This is a genomic window from Dactylosporangium fulvum, assembly GCF_025137375.1.
GTDB lineage: Bacteria > Actinomycetota > Actinomycetes > Mycobacteriales > Micromonosporaceae > Dactylosporangium > Dactylosporangium fulvum.
This window is the reverse complement of sequence record NZ_CP073720.1, coordinates 874,937-890,362: the sequence shown is the minus strand read 5'-3', so window position 1 is coordinate 890,362 and position 15,426 is coordinate 874,937. Positions and strand designations below refer to the sequence as shown.

At 71.0% G+C, this 15,426-nt stretch carries 18 protein-coding genes and 1 pseudogene; 7 read left to right on the top strand and 12 right to left on the bottom strand.

Annotated elements, in window-relative coordinates:
* Positions 1-7 precede the first annotated feature (7 nt).
* Both Dfulv_RS04100 and Dfulv_RS04095 read left to right on the top strand, forming a co-directional pair.
* Positions 8-1,234, top strand: a complete 1,227-nt coding sequence (locus Dfulv_RS04100; RefSeq protein ID WP_406567926.1) for an MFS transporter — start codon at positions 8-10, stop codon at positions 1,232-1,234.
* Between the two features lie 30 nt (positions 1,235-1,264).
* Positions 1,265-1,585: an STAS domain-containing protein gene (locus Dfulv_RS04095; protein WP_259861263.1), complete on the top strand. Its 321-nt coding sequence runs from the start codon at positions 1,265-1,267 to the stop codon at positions 1,583-1,585.
* Positions 1,586-1,607: 22 nt separating this feature from the next.
* Here Dfulv_RS04095 and Dfulv_RS04090 read toward each other — a convergent pair whose 3' ends face one another.
* The 4 genes from Dfulv_RS04090 to mshA form a co-directional block, all read right to left on the bottom strand.
* The gene (locus Dfulv_RS04090; RefSeq protein ID WP_259861262.1) at positions 1,608-2,666 is read right to left on the bottom strand and encodes an alpha/beta hydrolase family protein; all 1,059 of its coding nucleotides are present in this window, start codon (positions 2,664-2,666) and stop codon (positions 1,608-1,610) included.
* A gap of 323 nt (positions 2,667-2,989) precedes the next feature.
* Positions 2,990-4,462: a glycosyltransferase family 39 protein gene (locus Dfulv_RS04085; RefSeq protein WP_259861261.1), complete on the bottom strand. Its 1,473-nt coding sequence runs from the start codon at positions 4,460-4,462 to the stop codon at positions 2,990-2,992.
* A gap of 13 nt (positions 4,463-4,475) precedes the next feature.
* The gene (locus Dfulv_RS04080) at positions 4,476-4,970 is read right to left on the bottom strand and encodes a type III secretion system chaperone family protein (RefSeq protein WP_259861260.1); all 495 of its coding nucleotides are present in this window, start codon (positions 4,968-4,970) and stop codon (positions 4,476-4,478) included.
* Positions 4,967-6,280 (bottom strand): D-inositol-3-phosphate glycosyltransferase, encoded by a 1,314-nt coding sequence (mshA, locus tag Dfulv_RS04075; RefSeq protein WP_259861259.1) that lies wholly within the window; start codon positions 6,278-6,280, stop codon positions 4,967-4,969. Before mshA ends, Dfulv_RS04080 begins: the two co-directional genes overlap by 4 nt.
* Positions 6,281-6,416: 136 nt before the next feature.
* Between mshA and Dfulv_RS04070 the strand changes: the two genes are divergently transcribed.
* From Dfulv_RS04070 to Dfulv_RS04055, 4 genes are read left to right on the top strand one after another with little or no spacing between them, the layout of a single operon-like run.
* Positions 6,417-7,190 (top strand): SDR family oxidoreductase, encoded by a 774-nt coding sequence (locus Dfulv_RS04070; protein WP_259861258.1) that lies wholly within the window; start codon positions 6,417-6,419, stop codon positions 7,188-7,190.
* The gene (locus Dfulv_RS04065) at positions 7,190-7,981 is read left to right on the top strand and encodes a methyltransferase domain-containing protein (RefSeq protein ID WP_259861257.1); all 792 of its coding nucleotides are present in this window, start codon (positions 7,190-7,192) and stop codon (positions 7,979-7,981) included. Before Dfulv_RS04070 ends, Dfulv_RS04065 begins: the two co-directional genes overlap by 1 nt.
* A gap of 3 nt (positions 7,982-7,984) precedes the next feature.
* On the top strand, positions 7,985-8,791 hold the full coding sequence (locus Dfulv_RS04060; RefSeq protein WP_406567924.1) for an EI24 domain-containing protein: 807 nt from the start codon (positions 7,985-7,987) through the stop codon (positions 8,789-8,791).
* A complete protein-coding gene (locus tag Dfulv_RS04055) occupies positions 8,766-9,278 on the top strand; it encodes an O-acetyl-ADP-ribose deacetylase (RefSeq protein ID WP_259861256.1) in 513 nt (170 codons plus the stop codon). Before Dfulv_RS04060 ends, Dfulv_RS04055 begins: the two co-directional genes overlap by 26 nt.
* On the opposite strand, the gene Dfulv_RS04050 is transcribed toward Dfulv_RS04055, so the two are convergent.
* On the bottom strand, positions 9,259-10,017 hold the full coding sequence (locus Dfulv_RS04050; RefSeq protein WP_259861255.1) for a maleylpyruvate isomerase family mycothiol-dependent enzyme: 759 nt from the start codon (positions 10,015-10,017) through the stop codon (positions 9,259-9,261). The two genes, Dfulv_RS04055 and Dfulv_RS04050, sit on opposite strands and share 20 nt — an antisense overlap.
* Positions 10,018-10,078: 61 nt before the next feature.
* Here Dfulv_RS04050 and Dfulv_RS04045 point away from each other — a divergent pair, with 61 nt between their 5' ends.
* Positions 10,079-11,116 (top strand): UDP-N-acetylmuramate dehydrogenase, encoded by a 1,038-nt coding sequence (locus Dfulv_RS04045; RefSeq protein ID WP_259861254.1) that lies wholly within the window; start codon positions 10,079-10,081, stop codon positions 11,114-11,116.
* Positions 11,117-11,505: 389 nt separating this feature from the next.
* On the opposite strand, the gene Dfulv_RS04040 is transcribed toward Dfulv_RS04045, so the two are convergent.
* The 7 genes and pseudogenes from Dfulv_RS04040 to Dfulv_RS04010 all read right to left on the bottom strand — a co-directional run.
* Positions 11,506-12,243, bottom strand: a complete 738-nt coding sequence (locus Dfulv_RS04040; RefSeq protein ID WP_259861253.1) for an alanyl-tRNA editing protein — start codon at positions 12,241-12,243, stop codon at positions 11,506-11,508.
* A gap of 108 nt (positions 12,244-12,351) precedes the next feature.
* Positions 12,352-12,783 (bottom strand): hypothetical protein, encoded by a 432-nt coding sequence (locus Dfulv_RS04035; protein WP_259861252.1) that lies wholly within the window; start codon positions 12,781-12,783, stop codon positions 12,352-12,354.
* Entirely contained in the window at positions 12,780-13,070 is a 291-nt protein-coding gene (locus Dfulv_RS04030; protein ID WP_259861251.1) for an RNA polymerase sigma factor, read from the bottom strand. Before Dfulv_RS04030 ends, Dfulv_RS04035 begins: the two co-directional genes overlap by 4 nt.
* Before the next feature lie 44 nt (positions 13,071-13,114).
* Positions 13,115-14,002 carry an alpha/beta fold hydrolase gene (locus Dfulv_RS04025; RefSeq protein WP_259861250.1) on the bottom strand — a complete coding sequence of 296 codons (888 nt, stop codon included), beginning with the start codon at positions 14,000-14,002 and terminating at the stop codon, positions 13,115-13,117.
* Positions 14,003-14,007: 5 nt separating this feature from the next.
* Positions 14,008-14,334, bottom strand: a complete 327-nt coding sequence (locus Dfulv_RS04020) for a DUF2516 family protein (protein WP_259861249.1) — start codon at positions 14,332-14,334, stop codon at positions 14,008-14,010.
* A 70-nt stretch (positions 14,335-14,404) separates the two neighbouring features.
* Positions 14,405-14,917: a hypothetical protein gene (locus Dfulv_RS04015; RefSeq protein WP_259861248.1), complete on the bottom strand. Its 513-nt coding sequence runs from the start codon at positions 14,915-14,917 to the stop codon at positions 14,405-14,407.
* Positions 14,918-14,970: 53 nt separating this feature from the next.
* A pseudogene (locus Dfulv_RS04010) lies at positions 14,971-15,375 on the bottom strand (helix-turn-helix domain-containing protein); the annotation flags it as partial.
* Between the last annotated feature and the right edge of the window lie 51 nt (positions 15,376-15,426).

Here is a 15,426-nt window from a genome sequence, read left to right as displayed (position 1 = left end):
CTGCAACGTGCGCAAGTGGTACCGGTCCACCATCGGCGGCCTTCCACGAATGTACTGGTACCTCTGGACCGGCATGCTCATCAATCGAGTAGGCGGCTTCGTCGCGCTGGTTCTCTCGCTGTACCTCACGTCGGCACAGCACCTGTCGCTCAGCGTCGCCGGCCTGGTCGTCGGCGGGTACGGCATCGGCGGCATCGGCGGTGTCCTGCTCGGCGGGGTCCTGGCCGACCGCTGGGGCCGCCGCCCCACACTGCTGCTGGCGCACTTCGGCGCGGTCGTGTTCCTGGCCGGCCTCGCGATCACCGACGATCTGCCGGTGATCGCCGCACTCGCCGCGTTGCTCGGCCTGATGCACTCGATGCCCGGGCCGGCGTTCGTCGCGGCGATCGTCGACGTGACCCCGGTCGACGATCGCAGCCGGGCGTTCAACCTCCAGTTCTGGGCGTTCAACCTGGGCATGGCGGTGGCCTCGCTGGCCGCCGGCCTGCTGGCCGAGGTGAGCTTCCCGCTGCTGTTCGCCGTCGACGCGGCCGCCACCCTGGTCACCGCGCTGCTGATCCTGTGGAAGGTGCACGAGACCCGGCCGCGGCGCGCCACCACCGTGCGGGCGTCCGGCGGCCTGCACACCGCGCTGACCGACCCGTCGTTCATGCTGTTCGTCGGGCTCTCGCTGCTGCTCTCCATCGTCACCCTGCAGAGCTCGACGATCCTGCCGCTCGCGATCACCGGCGACGGGCTGCGGCCCACCGTCTACGGCTCGGTGGTCGCGTACGCGGGCCTGCTCATCGTCCTCGGCCAGCTGTTCGTGCCGCGGCTCATCGGCCGCTGGCGGAAGGGCACCTCGCTCGCGGTCGCCAACGTCTTCCTGGGCCTGGGCTTCGCGTCCGTCGCGCTGGCCGACGACGTCGCGGGGTACGTCGTCGCGGCGACGATCTGGACCGTCGGCTCGATGATCGCGGCGCCGCCGAACGCCGCCGTGATCGCGGAGCTGTCGCCGGAGGCGCTGCGCGCGAGGTACCAGAGCGTCTTCTACCTGGTCTTCCCGGCGGCGAGCTTCATCGCGCCCGCGGCCGGCGGGGCCAGCCTGGAGCACCTCGGCAACTGGCACTGGGTGCTGTGCGGTGTGCTCGGCCTGACGGCGGCGGCGGGGCACCTGCTGATCCAGCCGGCCCGCGAGCGCCGGGTGGCCAAACAGCTGGAAGCCGAAAGGTTTGCCGTCCCCGTCGCCGGGTAGTCCCTGCCCTTCATACGGCGGGAGGCGCATGTGGACGACGGGCTGTCTGCAACCCTGGATGCCACGGATCCCGGCACGGTCGTCATCCGCCTCGCCGGGGAACTCGACCTGGCCACGCGGGAACAGGTCGTGCTGGCGGTGCGCGCGGTGCTGCCGGCCTTCGAGCCGGGCGAGCTGGTGCTCGACCTCGACGAGGTGACGGTGCTCGACTCGGCGGGCATCGGCGCGCTGGTCAGCTGCTGGAAGCTCGCCAACGGCGCCGGCTGCACGCTGACCCTGCGCAACCCGCGGCCCCTGGCGTACGCCCAGTTGAAGCTGACCGGCCTCCTGGACGTCTTCGCCCTGACGTGAGGCCGCACCTGAGCATCGGGGCTCAGAGGTTGCCGTCGTACTTCGCCGCGCCGCTCACCGTGGCGTCCTGACGCAGTCTGCCGTGGGCCGCCGCATCGCCGTACAGGGTGTACCGAAAGAAGTCGATCATCGTCTTGGACACCGCCTGCGCCGCCGGGGTGGTGCCCCACAGGGCGGCGCCGTGGTCGCCGCCGAGGAGGGTCAGGAAGCCCTTCGGCCAGGTGCAGCTGTCGTAGAGGCTTTTGCCGCTGCTGTACGGCACCGTGCCGTCCTTGTCGCCGTGCACGAACAGCACCGGCGTCGCGGCACCGCTGAACCTGCCGCCCATACCGCCGCCCGCCACGATGATCCCGCCCTTGAGCCGGGTGTCACGGGCCGAGCCCGACAGCATGCCGGCGGTCGTGTAGCCGCCCGCCGAGTGACCGGCCGCGCCGACGCGCGCCGTCTCGATGTGCCCGGCCAGCGCCGCGCCGGCTTTCGTGTCGAGCTTGAGGACCTCGGTGATCACGGCGGAGGCGTCGGCCGGCTGGTTGGCCATGTCGCCCTGGTTGAACGGGTTGGCCTTGTCGTTGGTGAAGGGATACGCCGGGGCGGCCACCACAAAACCCGCGGCGGCGATCTTCGCGCTCACGCCCTGATAGCCCTCGGGCGAGCCGTGGAGGCCGTGGCTCCACAGCACGAGCGGGAAGCGCCCGGCGGCGACCGCCGCGTTGCTCTTCGGCGCGCCGCCCGCGCTGCCGGTCGCCGGGTAGAAGACCAGTGTGCGCAGGGTGCGGCCGGAGCGGCTGAAGGTGAACTGGCTGACGCCGACGGCGAAGGTCTGCGTCGGCGCGGTGACGGTCGCGGGCTTCGTCGCGGTCCCGCTCGGCTTCGCGGCGGCGCCGAGGACGCCGGTGCCACTCTGTGCCGGGTCGGCCGACCCGGGATCGCCGGCGGAGGCGTCCTCGGACGAGTCGGGGGCGGCCCCGGCGTCCGAGGGACCCGGTGCGCCACCGCACCCGGCGAGCGCGGAACCCGGGATCAGGGCCAGCAGGAGCCCGGCGAGGACACGGGGAACCAGCGGCGTCCGCACGCTTCGCATGCGAGGAAAATTACGGGCAGCAACCGCCGTGCGTCTTTATGCCCGGATTAAGTTTGGCGGCTCGCACCGGCGGCAGCGGGTGACGTGCACCCCCAGTCCACGACACCCGCTCCGCTGCGGCCTTTCGACCGCGCGTGCCGCCGGTTGGCAGCGACGCGCCCCGCCCGGACACATCACTGCGAGAGGGCCTTGACGGCCCTGAACACCCCCGTCGCTCCCCAACTTCAGGAATCGCCGGATCCGAGAATGACGGTACGCGGCTCGGGAATCGAGCGACAAGTAAACGGGATGTCGGCTCCCTCACACAATGGAAATAATCGAAATCAATCGAAATGCTGGAACTGAGGCCACAGCTCAGCCCAGGTACCCCGGCGGTCCCGGCAGACGAATACGCGAGCTGTTTGCTCCTCGTTCTCCACCCCGTAACCATTGTCCAGTCTGGCCATTTCCACGCAGGAGCCGAAGGCCGGGGACCGGGTCGGGTCACCCTGGGAGACCAGCACCACGACGGTCGCCGACTCGGGCGGCGGGCCGAGGCGCCAGAGCTCGTTATGTCCACTGTAGACATCCGGCAGGCCGATGGGCTTGCCGTAGCGGTCGAGCGCGCCGGCCTCGCCGTAGTTGCCGGTGACGAACACGGTGCGCGGCTTGTCCTCCGCCGGCAGGGCGGCATAGACGTCGGCCACCTGGCGGACGTATCGCCGCCAGCCGATCTCGTCGGCGATGCCCTGGTTCATGGCCGGGATCGGGGTCCTGCCCACCACGTCGACCGGGAGCACGGGCAGCGAGGTGAGGATCGCGAGTCCGCAGTTGACCACCACCCCGGTGGTCAGCAGTACCTTCCGGCGGGCGGTCGTGAGCCAGCGCCCGGTCGGCGCGGCACCGACGGCGAAGAGCGCGGCGAGCAGCCCGAAGCTGTAGTACGGCTGGCCCGCGACGATGAACAGGAGCACGAGCATCAGCGGGTAGGCCAGGCCGAACGCCCGCACCGGCCGCAGTCGCGGATCACGCAGCAGAGTGACGATCCCGCTGATCCAGATGGGCACGAAGATCGGGCCCAGCCACGCCAACTGCAGCGGAAGCAGAGTGATCCGCGCCTCGTCGCCCTTGTTCTCCGTCAGCGCCTCCGCCATGGACAACTGCGGGAAGTTGTTGGCGACCTGGTACAGCAGGTTGGGCAGGCCGACCACGATCGCGATCGCGGCACCGCCCCAGAGCCAGGGCGACAGCAGGACCTTACGCGGGCCGAGGATCAGCAGGCCCGCCGCGACCGTCAGCAGCAACAAGACCACGAGATGCTTGTTGTAGAGCGCGAGCCCGACGGCCAGACCGGCGGCGAGCCAGTACCGGTCCGCGCCGCGCAGCAGCGCCCGCATCATGAACAGGATGGTGAGCAGCCACATCACCAGGTCGGGCCCGGTGGTCAGCGCGAGGTGCCCGGCCAAGAGGGGAAACGTGGTGAGCACGCCGGTGGCCGCCAGCGCCTGGGCGACCGGTCCGCCGCCGACCTCACGGGCAATGGCGGCGAGCAGGAACGCGGCGGCCGCGACAAAGAGCAGGCCGGGCAGTCGGATCGCCCACACCGTGTCGCCGAAGAGCTCGATGCAGGCGCGGACCAGCAGCGGGGTGAAGGGTGGCTGATCGACGTAGCCCCACTTGGGGTGCGCGCCGATCATGCGGAAGTACAGCTCGTCGCGGTGGTAGTCGTACCGGGTGATCATGAGCAGCAGCGCCACGGCTGCCCCGCCGGCCACTGCGCTGACGGGCTTCCATGCCAGGGGTGGTCTGTCGATCACCCGCTCAGGGTATCTACGCCCCGCGATTGACAAAGGCCGTGAACGCGCGGAGGTTGTCCAGCGGCTCGCCGCGCTTGACGCGCCACTCCCACTCGCGACGGATCGCCGAGCCGAAGCCGATCTCCAGCATCGGGTCGAAGCTCTCGTCGGCATACGTGAGGACCGCGCCGAGCAGGCGGTCGAGCTCGTCCTCGGTGACGGCGTGCAGCGGGAGGCGACCCATGAGGTACACGTCACCGACCGTGTCGACGGCGAACGCGACGCCGTACATGCGCGCGTTGCGCTGCAGCAGCCACTCCCAGAGCACCTCGCGGTTCTCGTCGGGGTGGCGCATCACGAACGCCTCGACGCGCAGGGTGTGCTCGCCGACGATGAGGTTGCAGTTCGTCTTCTGCTTGTGGGTGCCGGGCAGCGTGACCACGAAGGCGTGGTCACCGGTCGCCTCACACGGAATCTCCCGGTCCACGGCAACCTTCTTGATCAGTTCCGCAACCTCATCCCGGTTCATGCCGCCATGACCTCCCTGTGCGCGTCGAGGGCCTCTCGGTAGGCGGCGAGCAGTCCGCTCGCCGTGTGGCTCCAGGAGAACTCCGCGGCGTGCTGGACCGCACCCATCGCGAGCGCCGCCCGGCGGGCCGGCTCGGCCAGCAGCCTGCCGAGGACCGTGGCCCAGTCGCCCGGGTCGTGCGTGTCGACGAGGACGCCGGAGACGCCGTCGCGGACCGCGGTGACCAGGCCGCCGACGGCCGCCGCGACGACAGGCGTGCCGCACGCCTGCGCCTCGATCGCGACGAGGCCGAACGACTCGTTGTAGCTCGGCACCGCGACCAGGTCGACGGCCTGGAACAGGTCGGCGAGGGCCGCACGCGGCTGCGGCTCGACGAACCGCACGCAGTCGGCGATGCCGAGATCACGGGCGAGGTCCATGAGCGCCGTGGGGCGGTCGAGGCCCGAGCCGCTGGGGCCGCCGCACACCACGACGATGAGCTTGCGGGCCAGGCGCGGGTCCCGCTCGCGCAGCTCGGCGGCGGCGCGCAGCAGCACGTCGGGCGCCTTGAGCGGCTGGATCCGGCCGACGAAGGCGACCACGTGCGCGTCGTCGGGCAGGCCGAACCGCTGCCGGGCCGCGTGCCGCCGCAGGGGCCGGCGGGCGAAGGTGTCGAGGTCGACGCCGGGCGGCACGACGCTGACGCGCTTCGGATCCGCGCCGTAGAGCTCGATGAGGTCGGCGGCCTCGGCCGGGGTGTTGGCGACGAGCCCGTCGGCGGCGGCGACGACCTGCTCCTCGCCGATCACGCGGGCGATCGGCTCGGGCTTGTCGCCGTCGGCGAGGAGCTGGTTCTTCACCTTGGCCAGGGTGTGCGCGGTGTGCACCAGCGGGACGCCCCAGCGGTCCTTGGCGAGCCAGCCGACCTGGCCGGACAGCCAGTAGTGGGAGTGCACCAGGTCGTACCAGCCGAGGGGACGCGCGGCCTCGGCCCGCAGGACGCCGCCGGTGAACGCGCACAGCTGGGCCGGCAGGTCCTCCTTGGCGAGCCCCTCGAACGGGCCGGCGATGACGTGCCGGACGAGAACGCCCGGCGCCATCTCGACCACCGGCGGGAGGTCGCTGTTCGTGGCCCGGGTGAAAATCTCCACCTCGACGCCGGCGCGGGCGAGTCGCTCGGCGATCTCGACGATGTACACGTTCATGCCACCGGCGTCGCCGGTGCCCGGCTGGTCCAGGGGTGAGGTATGGACGGAGAGCGTGGCGACGCGCCTCGGGAGGGAACGGCGGGAGTGCGGGGTGTGGCTGTGCAGCGAGTCGACCCGCGCCACGTCGGTGCTCCTTTTGTCTGTTGCCGGAGGGTTACATCTTCCCAACCGTCCATGTTCCCTCGCGGGTGGCCGTCTACCCACCGTTGCGTTGGTCACTGCCATGTGGCGGTGTTCACGCATCATGCAGGATTGCGCTATGTCTTCTCCTCACGCCGCAACCTCCCGCATCGCCGTGGTGACCGGCGCCTCCAGCGGTATCGGCGCGGCGACCGCCCGTCAGCTCGACGCCTCGGGCTTCCACGTGGTCGCGGTCGCACGCCGGGCCGACCTGCTGAAGTCGCTGGTGACGTCGCTGTCCTCGGCGACCGCGGTGGTCGCGGATGTCACTTCTGACGCCGATGTATCCCGTTTGTCGGAGGTGGTGGCCGGGCTCGACGGATCGGTCGAACTGCTGGTCAACAACGCCGGCGGCGCACTCGGCGCGGACCCGGTCGAGTCGGCCGACCTGAGCGACTGGCAGTGGATGTTCGACGTCAACGTGCTCGGCACGGTCCGCGTCACCAAGGCGCTGTTGCCGCTGCTGGAGCGGTCCGGCCGGGGCACGATCGTGGTGCTGAGCTCGACGGCGGGCCTGATCGTGTACGAGGGCGGCGGGGGCTACACGGCCGCCAAGCACGCGCAGACGGCGGTCGCCGAGACGCTGCGGCTGGAGCTCAACGGCCGGCTGGTCCGAGTCGTGGAGATCGACCCAGGTATGGTCAAAACGGATGAATTCGCTGTCAAACGCTTCGGCGGGGACGCCGAGCAGGCCGCAGCCGTGTACGCCGGAGTCGAGTTTCCCCTGGTCGCGGAGGACATCGCGGACTGCATCGTGTGGACCGCCACCCGGCCGCACCACGTGAACATCGACCGGCTCGTGGTCCGTCCACTGGCCCAGGCCGCCCAGCACAAGGTCCACAGGGTCCTCTGATGAAGGCCGGGTCGGGTCACGCGCCGAAGGCGTCGGCCGGCTCGGCTTTTCACGGCTCGATCACCCGGGGTACCACAAATCCCAACCGACTGCGACGGGTCGACAACTGGATGCGGGCGACGCTCGGTGGGCTGCTCCGCCGGGCGCCGGACCCGCTCGTCGTCGACCTGGGGTACGGCGCGTCCCCGGTGACCACCGTCGAGCTCCGCGCCCGGCTCGGCGTCCGGGTGATCGGCCTGGAGATCGACCCCGAGCGGGTCGCGTCCGCCCAGCCGTTCGCGGACCCGCCGGAGCTGGAGTTCCGCCGGGGCGGCTTCGAGCTGGCGGGCCTGCGGCCCACGCTCGTGCGGGCGTTCAACGTGCTGCGCCAGTACGACGAATCCGAGGTGGACGGCGCGTGGGCGGCGATGACCGCGACCGGCGCGATCCTGGTCGAGGGCACGTGCGACGAGCTGGGCCGGATCGCGAGCTGGGTGACCGTGTCCCCGGAGGGCCCGCAGACGCTGACGCTGGCGGCGCGACTGTCCACGCTGGACGCCCCGGCGACGCTGGCCGAGCGGCTGCCGAAGTCGCTGATCCACCACAACGTGCCGGGTGAGCCCGTCCACGCCTTCCTGTCCACACTGGACAACGCCTGGCGGGATGCGGCCCCGCTGTCGACGTTCGGCCCGCGGCAGCGCTGGCGGCGGGCGGTGGAGGCGACGAAGGCCGCCGGCTGGCCGGTGCTGGACCGACCGGCCCGCTGGCGTCTGGGTGAGCTGACCGTCCGCTACGCCGCCGTGGCCCCGTAACCTATGGCCGTGGGTCAGATGACGTCGACGTGGGACGAGTTCGTCACCGGGTTCCGGCTGCTGGGGCGGGGCTTCGCGCGGTACGGGCGGAGTCCCGGGCTGCTCTTCCTGGGCATGATCCCGGCCGTCATCTCGCTGCTGCTGCTCGGCGTCGCCTGGTTCTTCCTCTTCCTGTACATCGACGACCTCGCCGCGGCCGCCACCTGGTTCGCCGACGACTGGTCGTCGACGTGGCGCCGGGTCGTCCGGTTCGGGGCCGGCGCCGGCATCCTCGCCGTCGGCGTCCTGCTGTCGGTCATTTCCTACACCGCCCTCACACTGCTCATCGGCGACTCGTTCTACGAGGTCATCTCGGAGCGGATCGAGACCGAGCTCGGCGGCACGCCCGGCGAGACCGACCTGCCGTGGTACCGGACCTTCTTCAAGAACCTCGCCGACTCCATCCGGCTCATCCTGCTCGGCATCGCGTTCGCCGTCCCGCTGTTCCTGCTGGGCTTCGTGCCGGTCGTCGGCCAGACGGTGGTACCGGTGCTCAACGCGATCGTCGGCGGCTGGCTCATCGCCGTCGAGCTGACCGGCATCCCGTTCAACCGGCGCGGCCTGCGGCTCAAGGACCGCCGGCAGATGCTGCGGGCGCACCGGCCGCTGGCGCTCGGCTTCGGCATCCCGGTGTTCCTGCTGCTGCTGATCCCGCTGGCCGCGATCGTCGTCGTCCCTGCCGCGGTCGTCGGCAGCACACTGCTGACCCGCCGTGTCCTCGGCCTGTCGACGGAGGAGCAACCGCATGCGGCTGACACTGCTACGCGGTGACATCACGCGGCAGGAGGTCGACGCGATCGTCAACGCCGCCAACACCACGCTGCTGGGCGGCGGCGGGGTCGACGGGGCGATCCACCACGCCGGCGGCCCCGCCATCCTCGAGGAGTGCCGGGCGCTGCGCCGGGACCGTCTCCCCAAGGGACTGCCCGCCTGCGAGGCCGTGGCCACAACAGCGGGCAACCTGCCGGCCCGCTGGGTGATCCACACGGTGGGCCCGATCTGGAAAGCCACAGAGGACCGTTCGGCAACGCTCCGCGCCTGCTACACGAACGCCCTGCGGGTCGCGGCGGACCTGGGGGCGGCGTCGGCCGCGTTCCCCCTCGTCTCGTCGGGCGCCTTCGCCTGGCCCGCCGAGGATGCGGTACGGCAAGCGCTCGCCGCCTTCGACGCCGCACCCTACGACGGCGAGGTGCGACTGGTGCTCTTCAACGAGCAGCTGCGGCGGATCGCCGAGCAGATCAGATCAGCAGGCCCCTGAGCAGGGTCACGTCGCCGCTCACCAGCAGCGTGTCGAACGGCACCCGGCCGAACAGCGCCAGCACCAGGTCGCTCGCCGGGCCGCTGGCCGTCGCGCGCTCGTGGTGGTCGTCGGTGTCCAGCAGCGTGTCGGTGTCCAGCAGCGCGACGCCGGCCCCGCGCAGCCGCACGTACCACACCTGGTCGACATCGGTCGCGTGGAGCGCGATCATGCCGGCCCGGTCGGTGGGGCCACTCCGACGCCCGGCGGGCAGCCAGGTGTCAAGGACCTCGGTGACGCCGTCGCCGGCGAGCTTCGGGTCGATCGGCTCGCTGAGCCCTCCGGCCATCTGCGCGTCCCACCGGTGGATCGACGTCTCGTGCGCCATCCGCCGGTGCCAGAAGGCGGCCTTCTTCGCCTGGGGCGCCCAGTTCCACGCCGGGAGGTCCGGCTCGACGGCGTCGAGGGTCGCGACGAGCTCGGTGAACGCGTCGGTCCACGCGACGACCGGGTCGACGCCGGCGGGCAGCGGCGTGTCCGGCCGGCCCCCCGGCCGCTCCGTGACGCCCCGGCCGGCGTGGCCGCTCACCCACGAATACACCTGGCTCACGTGCCATGCGAGATCACCCAGGCTCCACCCGGGGCAGCTCGGCACCGGCGCGTCGAGCGGTGTGCCACTGCCGAGGGCCGCGCGGAACGCGTCACCCTCCGTGCGCAGCGACGCCAACCAGAAGTCCTTCGTGAGCTGAGGCTTGCTCATCGCCATCCCTCCCCGACCCGACGCCGCACTCCAACCTTAGGGCACCGCTTACTCTGGTGCGGTGTCCGAACCCGCCACGCTTGCCACGTTCACGACGCTCCGCCTCGGCGGCACCGCCCGACACCTCGTCGAGGTGACCAACGAGGAACAGACGCTCGCCGCCGTGCGGTCGGCCGATCCTGTGCTGATCCTCGCCGGTGGCAGCAACGTCGTCGTCGCCGACGAGGGGTTCCCCGGCACCGTCGTGCTGCTGCGCCAGCGCGGGATCGACGTTCACAACGAAGACGGCACCGTGACCCTGACGGTTGCCGCCGGGCACCCGTGGGACGAAGTCGTCGAGACCGCCGTGGTCAACGGCTGGTCGGGCATCGAGTCGTTGTCCGGCATCCCCGGCTCGGCCGGCGCGACGCCGATCCAGAACGTCGGCGCCTACGGCCAGGAGGTGGCCGAGACGATCACGCAGGTCCGTGTGTTCGACCGGCAGCGCGACGAGGTCGTCTCTCTGCCGGCGGGTGACTGCGGCTTCGCGTACCGCACCAGCGTCTTCAAACACAACGACCGGTTCGTGGTGCTCTCGGTGTCGTTCCGTCTCCTCGCGTCGCCGCTGTCGACGCCCATCCGCTACGCCGAGCTGGCCCGCACCCTGGGTGTCGAGCCGGGTGCGACGGCACCCTTGGATGCTGTGCGGGATGCGGTACTGAAGCTGCGCGCCGGAAAGGGCATGGTCATCGATCCCGCGGACCGCGACACATACTCAGTAGGCTCGTTCTTCACGAATCCGGTGGTGTCGCCGGACGATTTCGAGCGGGTCCGCGGGGCGGCGGCGCAGTTCGGCGAGCCCCCGTCCTGGCCGGGCGGCGACGGCACGGTGAAGTTGAGCGCGGCCTGGTTGATCGAGCGGGCAGGCTTCCGCAAGGGCTACGGCCGGGAGGGTTCGGGTGTGGCGCTGAGCGGCAAACACACGCTCGCGCTGACGAACCGCGGCACCGGCTCGACGGCGGCGCTGCTCGACCTGGCGCGCGAGATCCGCGAGGGCGTCGAGTCCCGGTTCGGCGTGGTCCTCCACCCCGAACCGGTGCTCGTCAACTGCGCGCTTTAGCCTGTTGCGTAATTCGCTGGGACAGCGCTGGCGGCCCAACTACGCGCCGATCTTGGAGTTGTGGCGCCATGAACCTCCGAATTTGTCCGGATTTGTCAAGGACCACAACTCCAAGATCAGCGCGGTTGTTGGGGTTGACGCGCGAGGGATCCGAATTGCGCAACAGGCTCCACGGGTGCACCAAGTCTCCGTGATCATGTAAAGAATCGTGTCAAGCGGTGCCGGGCCGCACGGCGTCCGTGACCCCGTGGCGCGGGACGGCCGTGCTCCACGCTTGCCCTGACCCGGGTTCCTTGATCGTCGGAAACGTCTGGCTGCCCAGACAACCCGAAGTTTCCCTTGATCTACGAACCGCAGCCGCACCACCCCGGCCAGGGAGGGCGGGGTGGTCAGTCGACCAGGCGGACCCTCACCCGGCGGTTGGCCTTGCCCTTGCTCTCGACCTTGACCACCTGAAGGCGGCCGATCTGGGACGTCGACGCCACGTGGGTGCCGCCGTCCGCCTGCGCGTCCAGGCCCACGATGTCGACGATCCGGATCTCCTGCTCGTCCGCGGGGATCAGGTTCGACTGGGTCCGGATGATGTCGGGCAGCGCCAGGGCCTCGTCGCGGGGCAGGACCTTCGTCACCACCTCGCGGTCGGCGACCACCTCGGCGTTGACCAGCTCTTCGAGCCGCGCCTTGAAGTCCGGAGGCACCTCGGGGAGGTTGAAGTCCATCCGCGCCTCGGCGGGCTCCATCGAACCGCCGGTGACCAGGGCGCCGAAGTCGCGGAAGACCACCCCGCCCAGGACGTGCAGGCCGGAGTGGGTGCGCATGAGCTTGGTCCGCCGGTCGTCCTCGACCGCGCCGACGACCTCGGTGCCGGCGGGTGGGATCGGGTCGCCCTCGGCCGGCAAGAGGTACAGATCGTCGGCCTTGCGCGTGCCGACGATCCGGGTCTGCACACCCTGCCAGAGCAGGATGCCGTGGTCCGGCGGCTGGCCGCCACCACCAGGGTAGAACGCCGACCGGTCCAGCACGATGCCCTCCTCGGCGTCCGAGGACAGGACCGTGCACGTCCAGTCACGAAGGGTCGGATCGGCGAGGTCAAGACGGTACGTGCGGCCGTGATGCGTGACACCCATACCTGGCGACTTTAGACCCGGACCGCCTCAGCGCCGGGTCGGCCCGGCCCAGCGGAGGAGCTTCTTTTCCATACCTGTAAGAGGCGCGCCGGGGCGTCGCTGATGCGCTCACAGGCTCACCCATTCGGTCAGGACCTGCGAGCCGTCCGGCGTCTGGAAGTACAGCCGGAACATCCCGGTCGGCAGGGGGCGGAACGTGAACCAGCCGACCTCGTCGACCTCCGTGGCCCGGGTGGTGCCGTCGCCGGTGCGCAGCTCGATGCGGCCCGGGCGGGGCGGCACGATCTGGCCGAGGAGGGCGTCCTCGGCCACCTCCACCTCGATGGCGATCTCGCGGGCGGCGAACGTGAACGCCCGCAGGGGTGCCGGCTCCGCGCGGGTGGCGGCAGGCTCGGCGTCGAGCGTCAGCGAGGCCAGCTCGGCGTCGACGTTGCGCCACGCGAACGCGGCCCGACCCGCCGCGAGGAACGAGTCCGGCACCCGGGCGGCGTCCCGTACTGCCGCGCCGAGCTCCCGCAAGAGCTGCTCGTCGTCGTTCATCGCGCCACCTCGGTTCCGTCGAGCAGCGGGGCGAGCGCCGAGTCGCGGCGGAGCCGGTCGAGGCAGCGCTGCCGGTTGGGCCCGATCGCGCCGACAGCGATGCCGATGCGTTCGCTGACCTCCGTGTACGGCGTGGGCGGGTCCGCGAAGAGCAGGGACAACAGCCGTCGGCAGCGCTCGGGAAGGCCGGCGAACGCGGCGCGCAGGGCGATCCCCCGCTCCTGCGCCAGGTCTCCATCATGCTTGCCCTGGGTAGGTTCACACCATCGGGTGCTCAGGCCGTCCATGCAGGACGGACCGCTCCGCCGCCTCGGTGATACAGACCGTCCGGTCAGGAGTTGAAGAACGTGGAGATGCGCGACCGCAGGTCGGTGCGCTGGGTCCAGACGACGCCCGGGCGGTCGTAGACGTGCAGCTCGGCGTCGGGCAGGGACTCCGCCAGCTGTTCGGCCACCGCGGCAGGGTGGAGGTCGTCGCCGCGGCAGGCGATGACCAGGCATCGCGCCGTCACCGCGGACAGAGTCTCACGGTCGCCGATCGCGGACTGCTCGGGCAACGACATCAGCCCGGAGGCCAGCCCGTCACGCATGAGCTGATCGAGGCGCTGGCGGAGGAAGGCCCAGACCGCCGGAGTGTTGCGCATCTGCGACGGGACCTCCTGGGAGATCACATCGGCAACGGCTGCCGCGTCGCCCGCCTCGATCGACTCCAGGAGGGCGGACAGGCGCTCCTGCGCGGCCGCCGGCCGCGGCGTGTCGAGCACCGCGGGCAGGAAGAACACCGCCCGGTCGAAGCGGCCCGGGTTGTCGGCCAGCAGGCGGCACAGTGCCCCGGCGCCCATGCTGACGCCCAGCGCCCGGGTGGCGCCGGACAGATCGGCCACGGCGCGCAGGTCCCGCGCCAGGTCGGCGTAGGTCCACGTGCCGCCGGGGGCCGCCGAGTGACCGTGGCCACGGAAGTGGAAGAAGACCTTCCGGCCGTTGACGGCGCTGCCGAGCGGGCGGGTCTCGGCGATGCCGCTGCCGAGGCCGTGCGCGAAGACGGTCACCGGCTCACCGTCGCCGGTGACCAGCCACTCCAGCTCGACGCCGTGCGGAGTGGCGATCTGCTCCGTCGGTGGCGCGGGGAGAGTGGGGCGGCCGGTCTGCGGTCCCCGGGTGACGGGCGGGCGGAAGCGGTCGGGCCGTCCGTCAGGCGGGGGTGGCCAGCGAAAGTCCATGCCGCCTACCAGGAGCCGTGGCCGTCGACGGCATCACGCAGGGTCGGACGGATGTCCAGGAGGTACACCGCGAAGATGCCCGCCGCGATCAGCGGGAAGATGCCCAGATAGCCCAGGCCGATGCCGGGTGACAGCGCGGTGAGCAGCAAACCACCGCCGATCATGGCCAGCCAGACGCCCTTGGACATCGTGCCGATCGCCGGGAACGCGTCCGCCCGCTGCACAACACAGTGCAGGAAGGACGCCGCACCGAGCACGAGGCAGAAGAGCCAGACCACGACCGAGATGTAATGCTCAATCGAGGCGTAGAAGATCGGCACCGCACTCACCATCCTCTGAGCTTATGCCGAAGCCCCCCGGCCCGTGCGAGACGGTGCCGGAGGGCTGCCGAGAAACTCCGCGTTACTTCTTGGCGGCGGTCTTCTTGGCCGTGGTCTTCTTCGCCGGCGCGGCCGTGGTGGTGCGGGCCGGGGTCGTGCGGGCCGGGACTGTGCGGGCCGGAGCGGTGCGGGCCGGGGTCTCGGTGGCCTTGACCTCGGCGGTCACCGTCTTGCCGACCGGCTCGATCTCGATCTTCGCTTCGGCGCCGCGGGCGGTGCTGACCACCTTCTCACCGCGGGCGACCAGGTCGGTGTAGACCTCGAAGGCCCGGTGCTGGGCGACCTGGGCGCCGGCCTGTGCGTTGGACAGCAGGTTCACGGCGTTGCGGCGGGCGACGACCCGCAGCCGGTCGAGGTCGGAGGAGACCGCCTCGGTCACGACCGGGCGCAGCTCGCCGACCCGGGCACGGATCTGGGCCACGGTGGTGGGCAGCTTGCGCAGCTGCTCGTAGGCCAGGTCACCGGCGCCGGCAGCGGCGTAGAGCGGGGTCGGGATCTTGCGCGTGGTGGTCTTCGTGGTGATGTTCGTGGGCATGGCGACTCCTTGTCAGGAAGCGTTCGGTGGAGCTAGTCGGGATCCGGGACACCAGTGACCGGCTTGGGCCCCGCCCCCGAGGCCTCGGTTTCGTCCGGCGCCACTGGTGCCTCCGCCGCGCTTCGCGCGTTCTCCCGGCGGAACGTCTCGTAGATCTGCGTGAGGGACTGCTTCTGGGCAACCGTCAGGTCGCTGTCCGCAGCGATCGCAGCCAGGACGTCGTGCCCCTCGCGCTCAAGGAGCCCGGCCCGCAGGTACATCAACGGGGTCGACACCCGCAGCGCGCCTGCCAGCTGGGCGAGCACCTCGGCGCTGGGTTTGCGCAGGCCACGCTCGATCTGGCTGAGATATGGGTTGCTGACCCCCGCCTGCTCGGCGAGCTGGCGGAGCGAGATGCGCGCGTTGCGGCGCAGGTCACGGATGAACGCACCCAGGTCGCGCGGCTCGTCTTCGGTCATGGTTTCGACGGTATCCCCGGCTGCTAACTGTTGCAAGCAAAGTGCTAGCTC

Excerpts from the sequence above, each read along its gene's own strand:
- Dfulv_RS04090 (WP_259861262.1), bottom strand. The coding sequence starts at position 2,666 with ATGCGAAGCGTGCGGACGCCGCTGGTTCCCCGTGTCCTCGCCGGGCTC.
- Dfulv_RS04080 (WP_259861260.1), bottom strand. The coding sequence starts at position 4,970 with ATGAACCGGGATGAGGTTGCGGAACTGATCAAGAAGGTTGCCGTGGAC.
- Dfulv_RS04070 (WP_259861258.1), top strand. The coding sequence starts at position 6,417 with ATGTCTTCTCCTCACGCCGCAACCTCCCGCATCGCCGTGGTGACCGGC.
- Dfulv_RS04065 (WP_259861257.1), top strand. The coding sequence starts at position 7,190 with ATGAAGGCCGGGTCGGGTCACGCGCCGAAGGCGTCGGCCGGCTCGGCT.
- Dfulv_RS04060 (WP_406567924.1), top strand. The coding sequence starts at position 7,985 with ATGGCCGTGGGTCAGATGACGTCGACGTGGGACGAGTTCGTCACCGGG.
- Dfulv_RS04055 (WP_259861256.1), top strand. The coding sequence starts at position 8,766 with ATGCGGCTGACACTGCTACGCGGTGACATCACGCGGCAGGAGGTCGAC.
- Dfulv_RS04050 (WP_259861255.1), bottom strand. The coding sequence starts at position 10,017 with ATGAGCAAGCCTCAGCTCACGAAGGACTTCTGGTTGGCGTCGCTGCGC.
- Dfulv_RS04040 (WP_259861253.1), bottom strand. The coding sequence starts at position 12,243 with ATGGGTGTCACGCATCACGGCCGCACGTACCGTCTTGACCTCGCCGAT.
- Dfulv_RS04035 (WP_259861252.1), bottom strand. The coding sequence starts at position 12,783 with ATGAACGACGACGAGCAGCTCTTGCGGGAGCTCGGCGCGGCAGTACGG.
- Dfulv_RS04030 (WP_259861251.1), bottom strand. The coding sequence starts at position 13,070 with ATGGACGGCCTGAGCACCCGATGGTGTGAACCTACCCAGGGCAAGCAT.
- Dfulv_RS04025 (WP_259861250.1), bottom strand. The coding sequence starts at position 14,002 with ATGGACTTTCGCTGGCCACCCCCGCCTGACGGACGGCCCGACCGCTTC.
- Dfulv_RS04020 (WP_259861249.1), bottom strand. The coding sequence starts at position 14,334 with ATGGTGAGTGCGGTGCCGATCTTCTACGCCTCGATTGAGCATTACATC.
- Dfulv_RS04015 (WP_259861248.1), bottom strand. The coding sequence starts at position 14,917 with ATGCCCACGAACATCACCACGAAGACCACCACGCGCAAGATCCCGACC.